This window comes from Arenibacter hampyeongensis, from assembly GCF_002909255.1.
Lineage (GTDB): Bacteria > Bacteroidota > Bacteroidia > Flavobacteriales > Flavobacteriaceae > Arenibacter > Arenibacter hampyeongensis.
On record NZ_PIOB01000009.1, the window covers coordinates 165199 to 182659 of the forward strand.

Below are 17461 nucleotides of genomic sequence, written 5' to 3' on the forward strand. Positions count from 1 at the left end.
ATATTTTACCTCTGCCCTTAAATTTTTTAAATTCCCAATTGGACCAAACAGTCTTTCATGGACCTATATGTCCTATCTATATGGTCGTCCAATCCTATGGAAAACCGAATTAGACCGTTGGATAAGCCCATCTCCAATTGCTCCTCCATTGGAATTTCTGAAGAGGTGGATGTTCCAGGGGCGCTAAACAAGGTTTTATAAAAGCCTAAACTCACGGCCAAATATCCCAAATGTTTCCTCTGCATTAATTCCATCAGGGCATTGGCATTTTCCAAGGAACCTACATCCAAAGTCATTAATCCCCCAAAGCCATATTCCGGGTTAAATTGTTTTTTCATTACTTCGTGCCCGCCATGTGATTTCAATCCAGGATATACCACTCGTAATCCATCTTTTTCAAAATTTTGGGCTAGGTACAAAGCATTTTCACTGTGCTTTTTTATCCTTATATGCAGCGTTCTCATATTCTTTAAAATAGAAGAGGCCCTTAAGCTATCCAAAGTGCTGCCCAACAACATACCAGCCCCATTGTTCACATCCTTTAGGCCCAAACAAAAATCTTTGGTACCACAAACCACTCCGGCTACACAATCGCTAGTACCGTTTATAAACTTGGTTAAGCTGTGGATAACAATATCGGCTCCCAAATTCGCAGGAGAAATGGATAAGGGAGAAAAGGTATTGTCCACCACCAAGGGGATATTATGCTTTTTGGCCAATTTGGATAGGGCATCAATATCGGCCACTTCCAATAAGGGATTACTGACAGACTCACAATAGATCATTTTTGTTTTTGGGGTAATGGCCATGGCCACTTCCTCCAATTTTGTAGTATCCACAAAGGATGTTGTAATATTAAATTTCTTTAAAAAGTTCTTCATTAGGGCGTAGGTTCCACCGTAAATGGTCCTGCTGCTAACAATATGGTCCCCTGCATTGCACAGCTGCATTATCACTGCACTAATGGCTCCCATGCCACTGGCGGTTACATTGGCAGTTTCCGTACCTTCCAAAGCAGCCAATGCCTCTCCCAAATATAGGTTGGAAGGGGAGGAGTGCCTACTGTAAAGGTAACAGCCTTCAGTATTGCCCTCGAACGTATCGAACATGGTCTTTGCCGATAAAAACGTATAGGTCGATGAATCGGATATAGAGGGATTAACCCCACCATATTCACCAAAATACTGTAAATCCTGTAAATCATCAGATGCCTTAAACTCCATAATAAATATTTATTTTACTATAAAACTAGCAGTATAAAATCAATAAATCAACCAATTAAACAAAATGCAGATTATAAATCTACAGATTGTATATTATTTAGTTTATTTTTATGCTATGTGAGGAATTGTGGCCTAACCAAAGAAAATATATCACCATGAAGTTTGACGAAATAGACATTAAATTATTGGGATTGCTACAAAATGATAGCAAAAAAACCACTAAAGAGTACGCTCTTCAATTAAATTTATCTGTTACGGCCATATACGAGCGCATAAAAAGACTCGAGAAGTTGGGGGTAGTAACCAAATATGTAGCCTTGGTAGATAAAAAGAAGGTCGACAAGGCCTTTACCGTGCTTTGCCATATTAAACTGGTTCAGCACATCAAGGAATATGTTCTCCGGTTTGAAAGGGAGGTACTCAAATTAAATGAGGTAGCCGAATGTTATCACACCAGTGGGGATTATGACTATATCTTAAAAATATACGTAGCCAACATGGAAGAGTACAGGGAGTTCATGATTACTAAACTTACCGCCATAAATCATATTGGAAGTACCCAAAGTTCTTTTGTAATCAATGAAGTAAAAAGCACTACAGAAGTATTCATTTAATAACTTTTATCCATAAAACGTTCATATCCCAAGGAATATGAATGTTGTTCAACTACAAAACATTTGTATTTTTGTCATTACAATGATTAAATTAATCTTTTCAATACAATAATAATATGACCCAATACGATGTGGCCATAATAGGCTCAGGTCCCGGTGGATATGTTGCAGCAATCCGTTGTGCCCAGTTAGGAATGAAAACTGCGATAATAGAAAAATATTCAGCTTTAGGTGGAACTTGCCTTAACGTAGGTTGCATTCCTTCCAAAGCTTTATTGGATTCTTCCCACCATTACGAAGATGCCGTGAAACATTTTGAAGATCACGGGATTGAAATTCCAGGAGAAATCAAGGTAAACCTTGAAAAAATGATTGCCAGGAAACAAGCTGTTGTAGACCAAACCAGTGGCGGAGTCAGGTTTCTTATGGACAAAAACAAAATAGAAGTTTACGAGGGTCTTGGAAGCTTCAAGGATGCAACCCATGTCAACATAATAAAGAACGACGGCAAAATAGAAACCATTGAGGCCAAAAATATAATTATTGCCACGGGATCTAAGCCATCCAGCTTGCCATTTATCAAATTGGACAAGAACCGTGTCATTACCTCAACGGAAGCTTTAAAGCTTAAAGAAATTCCCAAACATTTAATAGTTATTGGCGGTGGTGTAATTGGATTGGAATTGGGGCAGGTTTATAAACGTCTTGGCGCAGAAGTAACGGTCATCGAATATATGGACCGTATTATTCCCGGGATGGATGGAGCACTTTCAAAAGAACTTTTGAAAGTAATGAAAAAGCAAAAGGTAAAATTCAATTTGTCCCATAAGGTGAAATCCGTGGAGGCCAAGGGCAAAGAAGTCATTGTAAAAGCCGAGGATAAAAAAGGAGAAGAGATAAGCTTTACCGGAGACTATTGTTTGGTATCAGTAGGCAGAAGGCCTTTTACGGATGGGCTAAACATTGAAGCATCCGGCGTTAAACTGGAAAAGAATGGTACCATTGCAGTAAATGAACACTTACAGACGAATATAACAAATATATACGCCATAGGTGATGTTGTAAGAGGTCCCATGTTGGCGCACAAGGCGGAAGAGGAAGGAAGTTTCGTGGCAGAAATATTAGCCGGACAGAAGCCCCATATAGATTACAACTTAATACCTGGAGTTGTTTATACTTGGCCTGAAGTAGCCGCCGTAGGAAAAACGGAGGAGCAACTAAAAGAAGCCGGTGTGGAATACAAGGTAGGTCAGTTTCCTATGCGTGCCTTGGGACGAGCTAGGGCAAGTATGGACCTGGATGGTTTTGTGAAAATATTGGCCGATAAGGAGACCGATGAAGTTTTGGGAGTTCATATGATAGGTGCGAGAATGGCCGATGTTATTGCGGAAGCGGTAACCGCTATGGAATTTAGGGCATCCGCCGAAGATATCTCTAGAATGAGCCATGCACATCCAACCTTTGCCGAGGCCGTAAAAGAAGCTGCTTTAGCAGCTACGGACAATAGAGCTTTGCATGTTTAAATAATAATTGAACAAGTTGATAATAAAAGCCCCGTTAGATTGTGTCTAACGGGGCTTTTGTATTATAGTAATTCCCTAAGTATTATTTATCAGTAATCAAATTGTATTTAAATCTTATGGGTTCCATCGCAAAATGGAGGATTCTTGGTCAGTTTACAGGTACATAAATGGGCCTTTTTATCCTCTTCTGCTATAAAGACCAAAGGGGGTGTGGCGTTTTCCGCCTTATGGGAACCATCGCAAAAAGGTTGAACACTACTATGGCTACAAGTACACCATTTATATTTTTTATCTTTCTCCAATTCCACCGCAATCGGTGAAAATCTTTTATTCGTATCGCTCATCTATATTTTTTTGTGCGAAAATAAGGGAATAGCAATTAGGAAAATGAAAGTACTTCTAATTTTTTACCAATCTAAATAAGCGTGTCAACGTCACCTTAGTTTTCAGCACAAAAGCTTTTAATAGTGGTTGCCCTTCATTATTCAACCAAGACTCCCCTTTTAGTTGGACCAACTTGACAGCATTGGACAATTGTAGCTTTATATGAACTTTGTTCCTTTCATATTGCAGGGCCAATACTGTAGTTGCCAGCATAAATACAATGGCACCTGGAATTACAATAGTAGGGGAAAGACTGTGGTTTAAGAAGTAATAAAGTCCCAAACCGGTAAAGCTGCCGTACAAAATAATATAATGAATCACATAAATGGAGAGGGTGCTTTGACCAATTTTCAGCACGGTATTATTACTCATGAATCGTCTACACAACATAAACACGGCAAAAACCAAGGATACATCACCTAATCTTATAAACAGATAATTGTTGAAATAAACCTTCGAAAAAATAAGCATTCCCGTCCAATTATATAGTTTTAAAAAGAAACCTGAAGAATAAAACAAAAGACCGAAGCCAACAATAGTAAAACTGGCTATTGCAGCAGGATATAAATATTTGAAATTCTTGAATCTGGTAAACAAGACCGACATAAAAGCGCCAATAGTTGCATACCCAAACCATGGCATAATTGTAAATACGGATCCGTTGGCCTTAGTAAGGTAGTTCGCCAATAACTCTGGCAAGTAATGATGGGCGTATTGTTTATAATTAGGTTCCAATACAAATAAAACCAAAGTGGTAACCAATAATACTCCTGGGAAAAGATATTTGTTTCTTGTAATGGTCAGAAGATAAATTCCGATAATGCCCAAAATAGAAAGCCCAATACAGTGCAATACATCTACAAGATAAAAAGAACCATAAATCTGGCCTTTCAATAATCCAAAAAAGTTTAATCTAAGCAAGTAGCCAATTGCCAATAATTGCAATCCCCGTTTAATCCCTTTTTTCACCCTTGGGTTGTTTAACCCAATATCGTTTCCTTTTATTAAAAGGTAGGTAAATATAAAACCGGATACGGTAAAAAATACTGGTGCCGTAACGCCCCTGAAATATTTCCATACGGAAAATACGCTATTGGAATTATCCCTAAACGCATTGTCTAGCAATCCGTCCACAAAATGTCCTTGTAACATCATAAGGATTGCCCATGCCCTCATGGCATCAATAAAATAAAGTCTCAGGTTGTTATTGCCCATATTTACTTTGGTATACATCCTATATACTTGTATAACAGTGGTTTTGGATGTTTGCGCGTGCAAAATTATACAAATTCCTCGCAATTCAATCTATTTTACGGTATTTTCGTTGTTCAATTAATAAATAATTTCGGATGTCTCGTATTTTGGCCTTTGCTGGGAGCAACTCCAGCACCTCCATAAATTATAAATTGGTGAAATATACCACCTCACTCATTGGTGATCAAGATATTAGCCTAATAGACATGATAGATTATAATTTCCCGGTCTTTAGTGAGGATTTGGAAAGAAATGAAGGGTATTCCGATTTGCTAAAGAGCCTAAAGGACAAGATTGTCCATGCCGAGGGATTGATTATTTCCGTAAACGAGCACAATAGCAATCCGTCCGCATATTTCAAGAATGTATTGGACTGGTTATCGCGAGTGGACAGAAACTACCTCGCCGATACTAAAATTTTACTTATGTCCTGTTCCGGAGGTAGAAGGGGAGCCATTGGCTCCTTGGAGGTCACCAAGGGTATTCTACCTCGTTTTGGAGGAGAAGTCGTAGCCACCTTTTCTTTACCATCCTTTAATCATACCTTTGATGAGGCAAAAGGTATAACCGACCCTGAACTTGCAATAGCCCATAAAAACGCTTTGGAAATATTCTTATCACAAATTTAATAATCTTTGCGAAAAAAGGTATCATTTAAGGTTTCGGACATTATAACTTTTAAGCGGTCCCTTTTGCATTGGTCGCAACAATATTATGAGGTTGTTTGGCTGGACAGCAACGGACATAAAAGCAAGTACAGCTCTTTTGACGGTGTGCTTGCTGTAGATGCGCTAACATCGATCGTAACGGACACCCAAAATGCTTTTGAAGATTTAAGAACATACCAATCCAACGCCAAGGATTGGATCTTTGGCTACTTGTCCTATGATCTAAAAAATGATACTGAACGGCTTACCTCCGCTAATGTAGACGGGTTAAATTTTCCGGAACTTTACTTTTTTCAGCCCAAAAAGTTGATAATGATTGAGGAAACTGAAGTTACCTTCCATTATCTAAACATGGTAGCAGATGAAATTGAAATAGATTTTGAGTCCATCTCCAATATCAAAGATACAATTAGCTCGGTATTGGAAGTTGAATCCAACATACGCATTAAACTAAGAATTTTTAAGGACGACTATTTTAGTCGGGTAGGTAGAATGCTCAACCATATACATAGGGGAGATATTTATGAAGCCAACTTTTGTCAGGAATTTTATGCCGAGAATACAGGAATTGATCCATTAAGGACCTATCAAAAGCTCAATTCCATTACCCGGGCACCATTTTCGACTTTTTTAAAGATCAACGACAAATATCTATTATCCTCTTCGCCCGAACGTTACATTAAAAAAATAAATAACAAGATTATATCGCAACCCATCAAGGGCACTGCAAAGCGTTCCTTGGATAAAAACGAGGACATTGCGTTGGCAAAAACCTTGGAGAATGATGAAAAGGAAAGGGCAGAAAATATTATGATCGTGGATTTGGTAAGAAACGATCTTTCCAAAAGTGCCTTAAAGGGAACCGTTGCAGTGGAGGAATTGTGCAAGGTATATTCGTTTGATCAAGTGCACCAAATGATCTCCACTATATCCGCAGAGGTTTCCAGCACTGCAAACCCCGTGGATATTATAATGGAGACCTTTCCCATGGGTAGTATGACCGGAGCTCCTAAAGTTTCCGCCATGAGAATAATTGAAGCCCTGGAAGCATCAAAAAGAGGGCTCTATTCAGGTACCGTGGGCTATTTTACCCCTGAAAACGATTTTGATTTTAACGTTGTTATCCGAAGTATCCTATATAACAAAACAGCCCAATATGTTTCCTTCTCAGTCGGGAGCGCCATAACCGCCAAGGCTATTCCAGAAAAAGAATATGAAGAATGCCTCCTAAAGGCAAAAGCCATGAGACAGGTGCTTGAAAATTAATTAGTCATACTTGTTAATCAACAATTTTCAGTCTACCTTGACCTTTTATAAATCTTGGTATAAGTATTATTCTATATTTTAAGAGCTATGGATATAAAAATGCTTGATCTTCATTACAAGGCCTTTCCAATTTATGCCTGGTATACCAGACCGGAAATAATAAAAGGTGTTGTTGTTCTGGTCCATGGATTTGGGGAACATTCCAGTAGATACTTGGACGATGTTGTCCCTAGACTTTTGGAAGAAAATTTGGTTGTCTATGGTTATGACAATATTGGACATGGAAAATCGGGTGGAAAACGCGGTCATTGTCCCAATTATAGTGCATTGTTGGAGCTATTGGACAATATCATAGCAAAGACTATATTACTAAATCCCAATAAACCTATTTTCCTTTACGGGCATAGTATGGGCGGAAATTTAGTATTAAACCATGCTTTGAGAATAAAATCCGATTTGGCCGGAATTGTAGCTACCAGTCCTTATCTTAAATTGGCCTTTCAACCTCCAAAATGGAAAATGACCTTAGGAAAGGCGATGCTGCAAATTTTTCCTTCCCTAACCATGTCATCTGGTTTAAATCCACAGCACATCTCCAGAATAGGCCAGGAAGTAGAAAAGTATATTGAGGATTCCTTGGTCCATGATAAAGTAAGCCCAATGTATTCCTTTCCAATAATGGAAGCAGGCGAGTGGGCCATAAATAATGCCCATAAGCTTAATACCCCAACCCTTTTGCTTCACGGCACTGGAGACAAAATTATTGACTACCGTGGAACACAAAGATTACACAAAAATTCCAGCAAAACCGAGCTTCATTTAATTGAGGATGGCTATCATGAATTACATAAAGATGTTGGTAGTAAGGGTACTATGGATTTGATTGCCTTATGGTTAAGGAACAGGATCAACGACTTCTACGGCCAGATATAGCTGCAGTCATTTTTGTTACGTAAATTAGCGTTGTGCTAGATAATTTTAGTAATCACATAAACCTGTACTTTCCCCATCTAAGAGAAGGCAAGTTTCTATTGGCCTGCAGTGGCGGCATCGATAGTATTGTTCTGGCCCATTTGTGTTTTTCCTCTAAAATGGATTTCGCAATAGCGCATTGCAACTTTAAATTACGCGGTGCGGAAAGTGATAAGGACGAAAAACTCGTAAGAGTTTTGGCTGCGTCCTTCGCCAAGGATGTTTTTGTAACCAGTTTTGATACTTTAGGATACATTGCCAAACATAAAACGAACTTGCAAATTGCAGCAAGGGACCTCCGTTATACATGGTTTTCAGAAATAATGGAAGGGAATAATATTAAGACCCTGGTTACGGCACACCACGCAGATGACAGTTTGGAAACCTTTCTTATCAACTTATCAAGAGGAACTGGAATTGAAGGGCTAACTGGGATACCATCGCGCACTGCTACCATATCCAGACCCTTAATAGCATTTTCTAGAGCTGAAATTGTAGCCTATGCCGAAGATCACGATTTGAAGTGGAGGGAAGACGCCAGTAATGAAAACACAAAATATTTAAGGAATAACATCCGCCATAATATAATTCCAAAATTAAAGGAACTAAACCCCAATTTTTTAAGTAATTTTCTAAAGACACAGGAATATCTTGGACAGACCCAAGAAATATCAACCGCCCATATCATCCATTTAAAAAAGGAACTTTTTGGTAAATTGGGAAAGGTAGTAAAGATAAAAGCAGCCACACTATTGGCTCTGAATCCTACAAAAGCCTATCTATTTCATTTCTTTAGGGAGTACGGTTTTACACAATGGGAGGACATTTACGATTTGCTAAGTGCCAATAGTGGAAAAGAGGTACATTCCAATACTCATAGACTACTGAAAGATCGGGAATTTTTATTGCTAAAACCTAAAGAACAGGAGGATACTAAGGTTGTTAATATTGAAGAGGGCCAAGAGATATTGGCAGAACCTATTTCTTTAAAATTTAGTACGGTAAAATCGATCGGGGAGAGTTCCCCAAAATCAGTTTACGTAGATAAAGAAAAGTTAAAGTATCCCCTAACTGTCCGTAAATGCGAAAAAGGGGATTATTTTTACCCCCTTGGAATGTTAGGTAAGAAAAAGGTGTCAAAATACTTCAAGGATGAGAAGATGGATATCTTTGCCAAAGAAAATCAATGGTTGTTGTGTTCTGGAAATGATATTGTTTGGGTCATAGGAAAACGCGCCGATGACCGTTTTAAAATTACAGAAAGAACTAAAGAAATATTAAAGATCATTTTCGAATAATGAAGCATATACTAGGATTGTTTTTGATGGTGTTTGGTTTTTTCCTGGGATTTTCCCAATCGGATGAAAATCCGGTGGTATGGACCTATGAGGCAGAAAAAATATCCGATACCGAGTACAACCTGATCATTAAGGCGGATATTTATGACGGCTGGCACATTTTTTCACAATTTACGGATGAAAATGGCTCCTTGCCAAGTGAATTTTCTTTTGAAAAAGTGGGTGAGGAATACGAATTGGTGGGAGGCACAGCAGAAAGCGAGACACTAACCGAATACTCAGACATTTTTGAGGTAGATGAAACCTTCTTTAAGAACGAGGCCGTATTTACCCAAAAAATAAAATTGCTTAACCCGAAGGTCACTCAGGTCGAGGTTGGCTTGTTTTATCAAATCTGTAAGGAGGTCTGTATCCCAAAGGATGAAATATTCCATATTTCCTTGACCGATGGGGAAGTGATTATTGCGGAGCAAATCGTTGATCAACGCAGTCTGGACATGAGCTATGCACTACTGCTGGACCTTAAGAACAAGGACTTGTTGATTGACGGAGATAATAATGCAGTGAATGGGAAATCGGGATTGTGGACCATTTTTGTGTTGGGTTTTTTAGGTGGATTGATTGCACTTCTAACACCCTGCGTATTTCCGATGATACCCCTAACGGTTTCTTTTTTCACCAAGCAGGGAGGAAATAGGTCCAAGGGGATTGCCAATGCTTTACTGTATGGCTTTTTTATCGTTCTTATTTACTTTTTATTGAGTTTGCCATTTCATCTGTTCGATTCGGTAGATTCACAAATACTGAATACCATTGCGACCAACGTTTGGCTAAACCTATTTTTCTTTCTCATATTCATATTTTTTGCTTTTTCGTTTTTTGGATATTATGAATTAACCCTGCCTAGTTCTTGGGCAAATAAAATGGATTCGGCCTCCAATAAGGTGGGAGGTGCTTTTGGCATCTTTTTTATGGCAGTTACCTTGGCCATTGTATCCTTCTCTTGCACAGGTCCTATTTTAGGAGGGTTATTGGGAAGCACTGCTTTGGCCGATGGGGACGTGGCTACCAACCTTTCCATGGGAATGGTCGGCTTTGGAGTCGCCCTAGCCTTGCCTTTTGGCCTTTTTGCCTTGTTTCCTGCCTGGCTAAATTCCCTGCCAAAATCTGGAGGATGGATGACAACGGTAAAGGTTACCCTTGGGTTCTTGGAATTGGTGCTGGCTTTTAAATTTCTTTCCAATGCCGATTTAGTAGGCAATTGGGGATTTTTTAAACGGGAAATCTTTTTAGGGATTTGGATTCTTTTATTTGTATTGCTTTCCCTATACCTATTTGGCATATTTAGATTTCCACATGACGGACCAAAACAAGGCTTGTCGTCTGGTCGAAAACTTACCGCAATTCTAAGTACCGCTTTTGCCGTCTATCTGATATTGGGCCTAACGAAAGTTACCGATTTAAAATTGTTGAGCGGTTTTCCACCACCTCATTTCTACAGTGTTTTTGAAACAGAGAGCGATTGTCCCTTGGGAATAGATTGTTTTAAGGATTTTGACAAGGGCCTTGCCTATGCCCAAAAAGTGAACAAACCAGTACTTCTGGATTTTACGGGCTGGGCCTGTGTAAATTGTAGAAAAATGGAGGAAACAGTTTGGAGCGAGCCGGATATCTATCCTATAATTAAAGACGAATATGTTTTAATATCGCTGTACATAGATGACAGAAAGGAATTGCCCGAAGAGGAACAATTCAATTTTAAATACGAATCCGGACGTGTTAAAAAAATCAATACCATTGGTGAAAAATGGGGTACTTTCCAAACTTTAAATTTCAACGCAGCTTCACAACCTTATTATGTGATTCTTTCACCAGATATGGAAATTTTGAATAGTGCCGTCCAATATACGGATCGGGACACCTATAAGGAGTGGTTAACAAAAGGGGTAAGTAATTTTAAGGAATTGGGGCAGAATAAATGAATTAGACCCATATGAAAGTGTTCTTGCTGATTTGGCAATTATACCATGTCCCTAAGAAGAAAAAACAATCGTGAAATTGGGAGAAAATTCTACAGGATCAACTAAAACAAATTCAACCTTCATGAGAAAGATTATATTTATTTTATCAGCTATTATCCTGGTATCGTGTGGAAGAGTAGGGATACAAGCTTCCACAAATAAAACCAAGACTGGAGTAGTTGATACCTATAACCCCACTGATTTTTACAACAAAAAGGAAATCACCATTCCTATGCGGGACGGAATAAAATTGCATACCACCATTTATTCTCCAAAGGACACTTCCAAGAAGTATCCCATTATAATGTCCAGGACGCCATACAGCTGTAGACCCTACGGTTCCAATGAATATAAAGCCCTAATATCTCCCAATAGAAAAATGATGAAAGAAGGCAATATCGTGGTTTATCAGGATGTAAGGGGCAGATGGAACAGTGAAGGTGTTTACGACAATATGAGGGCTTATATTCCAAACAAAAAAGAAGGGGAAGTAGATGAGGCATCGGATACCTACGACACCATAGAATGGTTGATCAATAATATTCAGAATCACAATGGCAATGTAGGTGTATGGGGAATTTCCTATCCCGGATTTTATGCTACCTATTCTCTACTGGATGCCCACCCCGCACTAAAGGCGGTTTCACCTCAAGCTCCAATCGGCGATTTCTTTTTTGACGATTTTCATCATAACGGCGCATATTTACTAAGTTATTGGAAGGCTACGGCGGTATTTGGCTATATGAAAGACCAACCCACTACCGAAGAATGGTATACTTTCCCTGAATTGGGGACGGAAGACCAATATCAGTTCTTTCTGGATGCCGGCCCATTATCCAATTTGGATAAGTATTATAAGGAGGATAATGTATTTTGGCAACAATTAAAAGAGCACCCAAATTATGATGACTTTTGGCAGAAGCGCGGAATAATCCAGCATTTGGAAGATATTAAGCCAGCAGTGATGACCGTAGGGGGGTGGTTTGATGCGGAAGATCTTTACGGACCATTAAATACCTATGGACATATAGAAAAAAATAGCTCCAATTATAACACTATCGTTATGGGTCCCTGGAGCCATGGGGACTGGTCCAAAGAAACAAAACGCCAGGCCATTGGCAATGTTTATTTTGGGGATGATATATCCAAGTTCTATCAGGAAAATATTGAAACCAAGTTTTTCAATCACTTTCTAAAAGGGGAGGGTGGGACCAAGGGTTTGCCGGAAGCCTACGTTTTTGATACTGGAACCAAAGAATGGAAAACCTTTGACAGCTGGCCGCCCAAGAACACCACCAAAGAAACATATTCCCTACAACGCAACCAGAGACTAGGACAAATTGCAACTAGGGAGTATTCCTTTCAGGATTTTGTTAGTGACCCCAAAAAACCGGTGCCTTATTCTGAAGACATAAAAATGGTGTTTACCCCGCGTAAGTTCATGACAGATGATCAACGTTTTGCAGCCCGCAGACCCGATGTTTTGGTTTTTGAGACCGAACCTTTGAAGGAGCCACTAACCCTTGCCGGTGATATTATGGCAAAACTCAGTGTTTCCACCACAGGTACCGATGCGGATTGGATAGTAAAAGTAATAGACGTTTACCCTCCCGATCACGAGAGCTATGAGGAAACCCAGTTGTATTTAAAAATGGGCAACTATCATCAAATGGTGCGCAGCGAATCAATGAGGGGCCGATTCAGAAATGATTTTTCAAAACCAGAACCTTTTATACCAGGTGAAGTAACACAGGTAGATATTCAGCTTCAGGATGTATTCCATACTTTTAAAAAAGGGCATAAACTTCAGGTTCAGGTCCAAAGTACTATGTTTCCATATATTGATATTAACCCACAGACCTATGTCGACAATATTTTTGAAGCAAAGGCTGAGGACTTTCAAAAACAAACCCATCGAGTTTACAATACTTCTTTAATTGAATTTACCCTGTTAAAGCCCTAAAATTCTGAAAGAATATTCTGATAAGAAAATTACAAGTACCTCCAGAGGTACTTTTTTTATACCCCAAATTAATATACCTTTAATTAGGTAAACATATTAATGTGAAAGTATTTAAAAAGTTACTTTGGTTAGTCTTGGGAATCGCGGTTGTTCTGGCCCTTAGCAGTGCTGTATACATATACAAACACTATCCAGAGTATACTGGAACCAAGGAATTGGACAAGCTAAACAACAAGGTGGAAGTTTATTTCGACACCTTTGGAATCCCTCATATTTATGCAAATTCCGAGGAGGATGCCCTAAGAAGTCTGGGGTATGTACATGCACAGGACAGATTATGGCAAATGGAATTGTTGCGTAGAATTGGTAAAGGGGGACTTTCGGAAATTTTTGGTGAGGACATGCTAAAGACTGACAAATTCTTTTTGTCCTTAGGCATAGATGATGCCTCTTCAAAGACTGTGGAAATGATTTCTAAAAACAGCCCCATAGTTCAACTATCACAAGCCTATCTGGACGGAATAAATCAATATATAAAAGAAGGTCCTACGCCTATTGAATTTCATCTTACCGGTCTGGACAAAACACCATTTGCACTGAAGGATATCTTTAATACCATTGGCTATATGGCTTTTGATTTCGCCATGGCCCATAAGACCGATCCTCTACTTACCAACATCAAGAACAAATTAGGAACTGATTATTTAACTGATTTGGGGTTGGACACCGATCCCAATTCAACATTGATAAAAAATTACAAACCTACACTTCGCGACTCAATTAAAAATGAGGTGGCCAGCCTCGTTTCCGAAGTGTTAAAAGGTTTTCCCGTCCCTCAATTTGAAGGGAGCAATTCATGGGTTATAGCCCCAAATAAAACTAATAATGGCAAAGTTATATTGGCCAACGATCCCCACATTGGCTTTGCCCAACCTTCCGTTTGGTACGAGGCACATTTAAATGCCCCTAACTACGAAAAGTATGGCTATCATTTGGCCGGAGTCCCATTTCCCATTTTGGGCCATGACAGGAAGTTGGCATATGGGATTACAATGTTCGAGAACGACGATATAGACTTCTACTATGAGGAGGAAAATGAGAATGACAGCAACTCCTATAAAACACCCTCTGGTTGGAAAAAATATGAAGTTATTTCCAAAACTATTAAAGTAAAAGGGAAGAAGGATGTCATGTTCACCTATAAAAAATCCAATCACGGTCCAATACTAAACGGTATTGCCGATCAGGTAAAGGATAAACGCCCAATAGCCATGTCCTGGATCTATACAAAAATGGAAAATAAAATCTTGGATGCACTTTATGGCATGTCGCACGCCCAAAATTTATCCGAATTCCGAGAATCACTTCCCAATATACACGCCCCCGGTTTAAACATGATGTATGGTGATGCCATGGGCAATGTTGCATGGTTTGCTACGGCAAAATTATATGAAATGCCGGATAGCACCAATACCAAGTTTATTTTGGAAGGTAGTTTGGGAAAGGACGAGCCCATACGATATTTGGATTTTTCTGAAAATCCCATGGCCATTAATCCATCCTGGAACTATGTGTATTCAGCCAACAATCAGCCCGACACAATAAATGGTAGATTTTACCCTGGTTATTACTTGCCCGAAGATAGGGCTAAGCGCATTGTATCACTTTTAGAGCCAAAGGATGACTGGGAGAAAGAGGACGTTCAGGAGATGTTGTTGGATGATACCTCCGGGGTATATACCGAAGTGGTTACCAATTTATCCAAAAGCATGGAAGTGGAGCAAATGAACGAAAAGCAAATCGCTATCTTGGACAAATTAAACTTATGGGACGGCAGTAGTCAATTGCAACAAATAGAACCCGGTATTTACCATCGTTGGATATATTTTATATTGAAGAATACTTTCGAGGATGAACTGGGGACAGAGATGTTTGGTCAAATGCTGGATACCCACTTCCACAAACGCCTAATAGCCCATATGGCAGAAAAGGAAACCTCAGTATGGTGGGACGATATTACCACCACGGACAGTGTAGAAACAAAAAAAGAAAGAGTAAACTTTTCCTTTAAACAGGCTTACCAGTCTATGGAAGAAGAATTTGGCAAGGACCCCAATAAATGGACATGGAATAAGCTGCACACCTTGGAGCACGGGCATCCCATAGGACAAATCAAAGCCCTAAGGTCTCTTTTCAATGTAGGGCCGTTTCCAGTTTCCGGAACAAGGGAAGTCATCAATAATATGTACTTTAAATACGATGAAACCGGCTTTTACCCAGTTAGCTCCGGTCCTTCCACAAGAAGGGTAATCGACTTTTCGGATATTGAAAATAGTACCAGTATCCTTCCCACGGGACAATCGGGAAATCCGTTCAGCGAACATTATGATGATCAGGCCGAAATGTACAATCAGGGAAAATTCAGAAAAATGATGATGAACAAAGAGGAGATTATCAAAACCCAAAAATCCTTACTGGTTTTTGAGCCTAAAAAATAATTTATATACTGCAATGCCAACTATAAAATCTAATTAAAAGTCGGCAGTTGCAGTGGGCAGTGACACATTTAATGTATATTGAATGGTGAGCAATTGGCAGTTGCAGTTGACATTGGTTGTTAAGAAGTTATTGATAGTTGGCAGGCAGATCGTGGCAATCCGTTGCTTGAAGTGTAAAGTGTCCTAGGGCAGTTTACAGTTAAAGTTCCACCCTTTCATTAAAAATACATTCCAACACCCTCTAATTTAGCCCATTATCAACACCTAAAAATTTATTTTATTTACTTACATTTAAAAAAATAATAGGTAAATGCTTACAAAAGTATATGGTAGTGCGGTTTTTGGGGTGGAGGCAACAACGATCACAGTTGAAGTAAATATCGACAAAGGCATTGGCTACCATCTAGTAGGTTTACCAGATAATGCCATTAAAGAGAGTAATTATCGAATTGCGGCAGCATTGCAAAACAATGGATACAAAATCCCTGGAAAAAAAATTACCATAAATATGGCTCCTGCCGATCTTCGCAAGGAAGGTTCGGCCTATGATCTAACCTTGGCCATTGGTATTTTGGCCGCTTCCAATCAGATAAAATCCGAGTCCATTGAAAAATACATTATCATGGGAGAACTTTCCCTGGATGGCAGTATGCAGCCTATAAAGGGAGCCTTGCCCATAGCTATTAAGGCAAGGGAGGAGGGATTTAAGGGGTTTATCTTGCCTAATGACAATGCCCGAGAAGCCGCTATCGTGGATGACCTGGAAGTATATGGCATAGACAATATAAAAGAAGTCATAGATTTCTTTGACAAGGATACTCCCTTGGAGCAGACGATAATCGACACCAAAAAAGAATTTTATAAAAACCTGGATTTCCCGGAATTCGATTTTTCCGACGTTAAAGGGCAGGAGAGCATAAAACGCTGTATGGAAATAGCTGCTGCAGGCGGACACAATATTATCCTGATAGGCCCTCCAGGTGCCGGGAAGACAATGTTGGCCAAACGCCTACCTTCCATATTGCCACCTATGACCTTACATGAGGCTTTGGAGACTACCAAAATTCACTCTGTAGTAGGAAAGATCAAGAATATGGGACTTATGAATCAAAGGCCATTTCGAAGTCCCCACCATACGATTTCAGATGTCGCCCTTGTCGGTGGCGGGGCCTATCCACAACCGGGAGAAATATCGCTGAGCCATAACGGAGTATTGTTTTTGGATGAATTGCCCGAGTTTAAAAGAGGCGTACTGGAAGTTATGAGACAACCCTTGGAAGATAGGGAAGTTACCATTTCCAGGGCACGATTTACCGTTACATATCCAAGCAGTTTTATGTTGGTGGCCAGTATGAATCCGAGTCCTGGGGGATATTTTAACGACCCAGATGCCCCGGTTACCTCCTCACCGGCTGAGATGCAACGGTACTTGAGCAAGATTTCCGGGCCCTTATTGGATCGTATCGATATACATATAGAAGTTACCCCTGTACCTTTTGAAAAACTGTCCGAGGAACGAAAAGGGGAGAGTAGTGTTGAAATCAGGAAGAGGGTTACGGCCGCTAGGGAAATTCAGACCCAGCGCTTTGAGGAAATGGAGAATGTTCATTACAATGCCCAGATGAATACCAAGCACATACGCAAATATTGTAAGATGGACGATCCTTCCAAGGAGCTGTTAAAAAATGCCATGGAACGCTTAAATCTTTCGGCACGGGCCTATGACAGGATTTTAAATAACACTCTACTTCATATATAGTTCATTAAAACCCCTTAA

The 17461-nt window shown here is 39.5% G+C and carries 12 protein-coding genes and 1 pseudogene; 10 read left to right on the top strand and 3 right to left on the bottom strand.

The annotated features are described in order from the left end of the window. Positions 1-26: 26 nt before the first annotated feature. The gene (locus CWD91_RS18730; protein ID WP_103442506.1) at positions 27-1223 is read right to left on the bottom strand and encodes an aminotransferase class I/II-fold pyridoxal phosphate-dependent enzyme; all 1197 of its coding nucleotides are present in this window, start codon (positions 1221-1223) and stop codon (positions 27-29) included. Positions 1224-1378: 155 nt separating this feature from the next. Between CWD91_RS18730 and CWD91_RS18735 the strand changes: the two genes are divergently transcribed. Both CWD91_RS18735 and lpdA read left to right on the top strand, forming a co-directional pair. Further along, positions 1379-1837 (top strand): Lrp/AsnC family transcriptional regulator, encoded by a 459-nt coding sequence (locus tag CWD91_RS18735; RefSeq protein WP_103442538.1) that lies wholly within the window; start codon positions 1379-1381, stop codon positions 1835-1837. A 116-nt stretch (positions 1838-1953) separates the two neighbouring features. Then, entirely contained in the window at positions 1954-3360 is a 1407-nt protein-coding gene (lpdA, locus tag CWD91_RS18740; protein ID WP_103442507.1) for a dihydrolipoyl dehydrogenase, read from the top strand. Between the two features lie 107 nt (positions 3361-3467). Here the strand turns inward: lpdA and CWD91_RS18745 are convergent, their stop codons facing one another. Together CWD91_RS18745 and CWD91_RS18750 are read right to left on the bottom strand one after the other, a co-directional pair. Beyond that, on the bottom strand, positions 3468-3704 hold the full coding sequence (locus CWD91_RS18745; protein ID WP_103442508.1) for a CDGSH iron-sulfur domain-containing protein: 237 nt from the start codon (positions 3702-3704) through the stop codon (positions 3468-3470). A 55-nt stretch (positions 3705-3759) separates the two neighbouring features. After that, complete coding sequence (locus CWD91_RS18750) at positions 3760-4977, bottom strand: heparan-alpha-glucosaminide N-acetyltransferase domain-containing protein (RefSeq protein ID WP_239985860.1); 1218 nt, start codon at positions 4975-4977, stop codon at positions 3760-3762. Between the two features lie 116 nt (positions 4978-5093). Here CWD91_RS18750 and CWD91_RS18755 point away from each other — a divergent pair, with 116 nt between their 5' ends. The 8 genes and pseudogenes from CWD91_RS18755 to CWD91_RS18790 form a co-directional block, all read left to right on the top strand. Further along, positions 5094-5627, top strand: a complete 534-nt coding sequence (locus tag CWD91_RS18755) for an NADPH-dependent FMN reductase (RefSeq protein ID WP_103442509.1) — start codon at positions 5094-5096, stop codon at positions 5625-5627. A gap of 6 nt (positions 5628-5633) precedes the next feature. After that, complete coding sequence (locus CWD91_RS18760) at positions 5634-6932, top strand: anthranilate synthase component I family protein (RefSeq protein ID WP_103442510.1); 1299 nt, start codon at positions 5634-5636, stop codon at positions 6930-6932. A gap of 87 nt (positions 6933-7019) precedes the next feature. Then, the gene (locus CWD91_RS18765; RefSeq protein ID WP_103442511.1) at positions 7020-7865 is read left to right on the top strand and encodes an alpha/beta hydrolase; all 846 of its coding nucleotides are present in this window, start codon (positions 7020-7022) and stop codon (positions 7863-7865) included. 32 nt (positions 7866-7897) lie between these two features. Further along, on the top strand, positions 7898-9202 hold the full coding sequence (gene tilS, locus CWD91_RS18770; RefSeq protein WP_103442512.1) for a tRNA lysidine(34) synthetase TilS: 1305 nt from the start codon (positions 7898-7900) through the stop codon (positions 9200-9202). Then, positions 9202-11184, top strand: coding sequence for a protein-disulfide reductase DsbD family protein (locus CWD91_RS18775; RefSeq protein WP_103442513.1), 1983 nt, complete (start codon positions 9202-9204; stop codon positions 11182-11184). The genes tilS and CWD91_RS18775 overlap by 1 nt, the downstream gene beginning before the upstream one ends. A gap of 121 nt (positions 11185-11305) precedes the next feature. After that, positions 11306-13186 carry a CocE/NonD family hydrolase gene (locus tag CWD91_RS18780; RefSeq protein ID WP_103442540.1) on the top strand — a complete coding sequence of 627 codons (1881 nt, stop codon included), beginning with the start codon at positions 11306-11308 and terminating at the stop codon, positions 13184-13186. A 101-nt stretch (positions 13187-13287) separates the two neighbouring features. After that, positions 13288-15684 (top strand): penicillin acylase family protein, encoded by a 2397-nt coding sequence (locus CWD91_RS18785; protein WP_103442514.1) that lies wholly within the window; start codon positions 13288-13290, stop codon positions 15682-15684. A 310-nt stretch (positions 15685-15994) separates the two neighbouring features. Then, positions 15995-17419 (top strand): annotated as a pseudogene (locus tag CWD91_RS18790) (YifB family Mg chelatase-like AAA ATPase); the annotation flags it as partial. Positions 17420-17461: the final 42 nt, after the last annotated feature.

Coding starts and splice junctions, on each gene's coding strand:
- CWD91_RS18730 (WP_103442506.1), bottom strand. CDS start 1,223: ATGGAGTTTAAGGCATCTGATGATTTACAGGATTTACAGTATTTTGGT.
- CWD91_RS18735 (WP_103442538.1), top strand. CDS start 1,379: ATGAAGTTTGACGAAATAGACATTAAATTATTGGGATTGCTACAAAAT.
- lpdA (WP_103442507.1), top strand. CDS start 1,954: ATGACCCAATACGATGTGGCCATAATAGGCTCAGGTCCCGGTGGATAT.
- CWD91_RS18745 (WP_103442508.1), bottom strand. CDS start 3,704: ATGAGCGATACGAATAAAAGATTTTCACCGATTGCGGTGGAATTGGAG.
- CWD91_RS18750 (WP_239985860.1), bottom strand. CDS start 4,977: ATGTATACCAAAGTAAATATGGGCAATAACAACCTGAGACTTTATTTT.
- CWD91_RS18755 (WP_103442509.1), top strand. CDS start 5,094: ATGTCTCGTATTTTGGCCTTTGCTGGGAGCAACTCCAGCACCTCCATA.
- CWD91_RS18765 (WP_103442511.1), top strand. CDS start 7,020: ATGGATATAAAAATGCTTGATCTTCATTACAAGGCCTTTCCAATTTAT.
- CWD91_RS18775 (WP_103442513.1), top strand. CDS start 9,202: ATGAAGCATATACTAGGATTGTTTTTGATGGTGTTTGGTTTTTTCCTG.
- CWD91_RS18780 (WP_103442540.1), top strand. CDS start 11,306: ATGAGAAAGATTATATTTATTTTATCAGCTATTATCCTGGTATCGTGT.